We start from the raw sequence: 5,913 nt of genomic DNA on the forward strand, positions 1-5,913 counted from the left end.
GCTCATAGCGTTTTCGCTCTATTCACCAAATTTTGCTAGGACAAAACAAAATAGGGGGTAGTTCGCAACTGCGAACATGCGCCAGCTTCAAAAGAAAATGTGCTTCGCAATTGTCTTTCTGCGCGAGCTATTGAGTTGTTTCACAACTGCTTTTTGCACGCAAACTTTTAGTTTGGTGCTATCACTTTGCTTTGCAACTAGTAATTCATGCTTTCCAAGCATAATCAGTTTTTATTTAAAACACTTTTTTGAGGAAGAATATTCATGTCGAGTCTGGCTTCTTAAGTAGAGGTTGCAAACTTTAACTAGTAAAACTATGAATGGGAAAAAGGTATGAACTAAAAATGCAACAGGGTTTCAGCAACTGAGAGCTGACTAGTTTTGCGTGGCGGCTAACGCTCTATGAACGAAGACTCGACATCTTTAATTTACCAATGAATTGCTATACCACAGCTATGCTGATGGACGTTAAAAGGAAAGGGTTTGCATTAGGGTTATTTTTCATTAACGTAATTTTGTGCTGATTAATAAACAAGAGGACAGCACAATGTCATTACTAAGTTATCAATTATTCGAACACTGCTCATATAGTAGTGAAGAGGCTAATTCTTCAGCTCTCGATGAGAGCGGGTGTGACGCACCTGGAATCAATGAGGCAACAGGGTTACCGCTTTTACCTAGTGGAGTAAAAGGTTGTCCTGGTGTTATCGACGTAGAAGGAAATCCACGCGGCACTGATATGTCAGACTACCTAGGTGTGGATACCACGCTCGATATTAGTTCTATAGATACTGATGTGTCCGGTGGATGTGATATTCATTCTGACACCGACTGGATGACAAACACAACGTCTATCGATAGTGGATTTGATGATTTTGGAATTAATGACCTGTCAGGATTTGACGGAGATTGGTAGGTGACTGCATTTCAATTAGCCTTACTGATGTTATTGCTGCTAGCGGCTTTGGCTATCTGGCTAATACCTTCTTTTGAACGGTTAGTAGAGAAGTATATGAAGGCTGGCGGTTAGTTTAGGATATATATGTACAGCTGATAAGAATTTAGCCCAAATCTAACCTGACAGTCTTTTGTGAAGCGGACATTGCTAAGACACAATCAGATTGGGTTAAAGCTATCGTAATATTTCTTTATGTCATTTCTAATTTCGTGAGCGAGAACTTCTAACTGGGACAAGCCAATACCTTTCTTATCTAAAATTTCATTTACTTTATTTCTTAATATACCTGGTGCATCATCAATATTTCTCCACCAGATACTATCGCCTTTTTCTAAAGCATTTTGATATTCTAATATGACTTCTCTATACACAGAATAGGTTTCCTCATGCTTCATTTTATAAAATGAAGCTAACTTAGTCCTTATACCTGAAGGTATGAACGGGTCTGTATCTATAAGGGATGGCATGGTCAAGCCCACAATCATCTTTTCAGTAGCGGGAGTCCCCATAAATTTCAGCTCTCCTGAAAGTAGTTCCTCTTTATTTTTTCTAGCAAAACTGTTCACTCTCGATATAAGCTCACCAAAAGTGTGATCTTTTGAATGATGGGTTTCTGAGGAAAAGTCAAACTCACCAATTATTTCTTCAGATAATTGAGTGAGTTTCTCCATTACTTTTTTCTGATACTCGGTATTAACGGAGTTTAGCAGTCCGTCTTTTGCTTTAAGGTAGGTCAGAATGGCAACAGTGGATGCTATTATATAAAAAAGTGATTGAAATATTTTGACAGCAATATCCATATAGGCTCCTAGTTGTAACAAATCCTGTGATGTTATTTTTTTATGAGCAATTGCTAAACTTATAGTCTGCGTTCAACTAAATGATTTATATTGACCAAGTAATTGTTAGTCCACACGTAACATAACACTTTTCTGCGAGGAAATGACACTGGGATGAAGTACAAGGTTTCAGACATAATCTTCAACTCGATGTCTATTGATGATCGTCAGCGCTCGCTTTTAGGCGGCGCCGTACGTGAAGCGGATCTTGGGATAACAATAAATAGGTTACCCCCTAGCACTCTTAACCCAGTGGGTTTCTCTCTTCATGAGACCCCTTTTTTACAACATGCGTTTATATTTGCGTTGTTTGCACAGATGTATGCCCCCAATAAATCCTGAATAGTTCGGATATCATTGATAGAATATGAATAATATAGGTTATAGAATTTTTGTAATTGGCGCTGGGTTTTCTGTGCCAGCAGGCTTACCTACGGCAGCGGAACTGTATGGTTTAGTAAAGTCACGTATAGAGTCAGTGTATGGTACGGATACAAAGTTTCATCGATCTTTAGATGAGTTCATCGACTATAAGCAATCAACTTGTAATGTTACTTTGACTCATGACGATGTGGATCTGGAAGAGTTTATGTCATTTTTGGACATAGAACACTACCTTTGGCTAGAAGGAAGTGACACACTTAGCTCTAAGGGAAACGGTGCTCAACTTTTGATCAAGAAGTTCATTGGGCAAATTATTCACGAGCGTACTCCAGTTGCCACTAATTTACCTCAGGAATATATAGAGTTTGCTCAAAACCTGAAAACCACTGATGTCATCATTACGTTGAACTACGACGTGATTTTAGAGCGTGCACTGGAGTTTGTAGGCAAGCCCTATAGGTTATTTACACATCGTTTTAAATCAACGCATGATTATGGTGGAACGATTGATGATAACAAAGAAGAAGTGGTAATTCTCAAATTGCATGGTTCATTAGATTGGTTTACTAATGAAGATTATCTAGGTTCTATTGCTGCTTTTAAAAAGCAGAACTATCATGAGCTACCCAGAGATCCTATTTTTAACAACAATAACAAATACGCGCCAATTCCCTTGGTAGATGGCTCCAGAACTTCTGATGACCCGTTAAAATTTATACATCGTTTATCAAACTTGGATTCATTCTACGAGAATTTCGATCCACCTAGTGTGCCCATGATATTGTCACCTTCTCATATGAAAATTGTTTATGCTAACCCATTTATTAGTTTTTGGCATGGACTGGGAATGTCAGGTGGTTTCAATTTGGGAATAAATATTATCGGCTTTTCTTTGCCTGAGCATGATGATTATTTGCGTGTTTGTTTGTATAAAATGATTAAAAACTACCTATATTTTCAATGGGATTTTACTCTTAATGGCGTTGAAAAAGACAATGTTAAAATTGTTGATTACAGGGTGACAGATGAAGCTATTGAGCAATTGAAACAAACATATAGTTTCATCGATGAACAAAAGTCAGCGTTTTACCTTAAGGGCTTCTCCAGTGATGCGGTAAAATTTTTGTTCGACTAAAAATGGTGTAACAAAGCATTTAAGAGTGGTTTGCAGCGCGTGGCATTTTTACCACGCGTTGCTCACACCTTAATGAGGCGTTGACCGTCCGCTTGTCTTTTGATGTTTGTCGACAAAGCTTGTAGTTCGGCAGAGTACGTGAAGCGGGAGTTAGCGCTAAGATACATCAAGTTCTGCATTAACGCGATAAGCAGACATTGGACTTTTTAATCTTGCAAGGTAGAGTAGCTTGTGAGATCGCTGACTGACTACAGTTGGTGTTACAAGCTGTTATGTCTGCGTGCAACAAGGAGTGTTATTCCATGAGCAAAATAAAATTTTGTCTTCCTGAGTTCATGGCAATTGCTGCGGTGGCGCTTGTGCTTAACTTGTGGGTTCTATTTTCGTTGTTTATAGAAAATACGACGGTATTGGGCCTAGGATATGATTATGTCTTAAGGTTTGTAAGCACTGGTGGAGCTTCGCTAGCAGGTGCATATTTTGCTTTTAAATTAAATTCCTCAAAATCCAAAACAGAAACAGAAAGTAAGGAAGCAGAGAAAGTTAATATAGCTTTGTTGAATATATACGCTCAAACTGCTGTCGTTCGCGAAGTTAGGTTTGACCTTAGAAATGAATATATTTTTGCTGAAGCTTTTTTTAACAAACTAAATGGTTTTTATAACCCAAATATAAGTATTCCTGCTGGAGAGTTATCATCTTTATTGGTGCATAACCCTAATACTGTTTCGAAACTCATTCATTCTCAAAACTTGTATCTACAGTTACTAGATTCAATTTCTAAGAGGAATGACTTCTACACAAAAAAAATTGAGCCTTCCTTATCGAATATTAGTGGCCCCAGAGACATAAATTTATTAAAGAATGCTGTTCCCCAAAGTGTCCACGAAGATGCTGTAAATTGGATTGATATTATCAAAACCCAAGCTGAGTGGGCAGAAAAAGAGCTTTTGCTGGCCTTTGAGAATTTACGTAAACTTGCGATAGAAATATACCCAAAATACAAATTTATAAATGTGCAAACATAACAAACGTATTGATGAAGGCTTTAAGAATTTTTTTTACGTTCCCTCGCCGCTACAGCTAAGTGTTAACAATTTTATAAGGCAATTATACGGGTGTTGAATGTCCTTTATTGGCACAGAAGGGCAGTTTAAAGCAATAAAGCTGAACGTCCGTTGCTTGTCTAGAGTTGACCTTTAGTATTGCACTAATGAATGACGGCTATTCGTTCAATGCGGCTTGTCAGATGAAGCGAAAACCTATTCACCGAAAATGTACTCTCGGATATGGGCCACTGCATCTTAGGGAACTTTGTAAATTACATTTATGTTATGCTGTGACGTACAAATCAAAATGCTCAGCGTATAAGAATTTTTGCACTATCCTACTCAGATTAGGTGTGACGATTTTTTGCTTTGTCACAGTGTTTTGTCACAGGAGAGCGGCGCTACAGGCCGCTAAAATCAATAGATGGCATCATTGCTACAAGGCCAGTAGGGATTGAAAATCCGCGTGTCCCTGGTTCGATCCCGGGTCGAGGCACCATTATTCAGAAAGCCCTGCATGAAAATGCGGGGCTTTTTGTTTTAGCAGTCTAACTTTATTTTACTGTGAGTAAGTTTGAAGTTTCGGTAATTGAATATGTGTATAAAATCTTCAGAGAATTTATACAAAGTAGATTTAGGGTCTTTGATATTGTTATTAGGATAATATCCTTTCCCAAAGAATTTGCTTAATATAATTTTGACAGTCTTATGTAGGCGGCCGAGAATGGAAAGGATGATCTGCGTGGACTATTCCAATGTTGTCAAAGTTCGTTTCAATAGATATCGAAAGAGGTAACTTGTTAGCTAAGTTAAAATATTTATTCTTAAGCTCATTGTCTAAGTATTGCCACCATTTACCTTCATTCTGATACCAAAGCTCAGATTGGTATAGCTTGCTCAAATTGATTTCTAATATTAGTTTTTCATGATTCCCTAATACAGAAAAGAATCATTTCTCATCTAATAAATTCAAACACCTCTCAGAATTTAGGTTTCTGTCAATAAGGTCGCCGACATCAAAAACTCTATCTGTCAGAGCGCGAGTTCCTCAAGCATTTATTTGTCAGCCTCCTCAATTTTTTGTGTAAGTCCGGGTACCTCCTGTTATAACGTTAATGGAACTGGACAAAGAGAAAGCATTGTGGCAACTACTTAGAGCGTTCAAGTTCTATCGCAGTATCTGAATTACGGATTTAGTGGCGCGGCTAAAAATTTGCATGGTTGTAGGCTATTTCTCTCATCATGACTATTTCTAAAATTCTGCCGATGAATGGGCTATTCTGATTACAAATTAGTCTCGACTGTTTACCAATTCGAAAAAATCCATTATTCTCCGTATAGGTTATGTTCAATGCTTAAAAAATGTCTAAATCCCTATCAAAATTAATACTAGTATTTACAGTGCTATCTGCCCTCGTTGGGCAAGCTATGGCTATAGATACTATGAGTTTTGAAATGGCTATTGACAACAAACACTACAATAGCAATTCTGAATCGAATTGCTCTATGAACATGAGCCATGGTATGAGAGTAGATTCTAGCAGTTCC

Annotated in this window: 4 protein-coding genes; 3 read left to right on the forward strand and 1 reads right to left on the reverse strand. The window is 37.8% G+C overall.

The features are described from left to right. The first annotated feature begins 739 nt into the window (after positions 1-739). Positions 740-916 (forward strand): hypothetical protein, encoded by a 177-nt coding sequence (locus ACTRWF_RS19445; RefSeq protein WP_462836078.1) that lies wholly within the window; start codon positions 740-742, stop codon positions 914-916. A 200-nt stretch (positions 917-1,116) separates the two neighbouring features. On the opposite strand, the gene ACTRWF_RS19450 is transcribed toward ACTRWF_RS19445, so the two are convergent. Beyond that, the gene (locus ACTRWF_RS19450) at positions 1,117-1,758 is read right to left on the reverse strand and encodes a hypothetical protein (protein WP_462836079.1); all 642 of its coding nucleotides are present in this window, start codon (positions 1,756-1,758) and stop codon (positions 1,117-1,119) included. A 406-nt stretch (positions 1,759-2,164) separates the two neighbouring features. Between ACTRWF_RS19450 and ACTRWF_RS19455 the strand changes: the two genes are divergently transcribed. Beyond that, on the forward strand, positions 2,165-3,316 hold the full coding sequence (locus tag ACTRWF_RS19455) for an SIR2 family protein (protein WP_462836080.1): 1,152 nt from the start codon (positions 2,165-2,167) through the stop codon (positions 3,314-3,316). A 302-nt stretch (positions 3,317-3,618) separates the two neighbouring features. After that, a complete protein-coding gene (locus ACTRWF_RS19460) occupies positions 3,619-4,344 on the forward strand; it encodes a hypothetical protein (RefSeq protein ID WP_462836081.1) in 726 nt (241 codons plus the stop codon). Positions 4,345-5,913 lie beyond the last annotated feature (1,569 nt).

The organism is Alteromonas sp. G5_S2_22_S1, assembly GCF_054968525.1.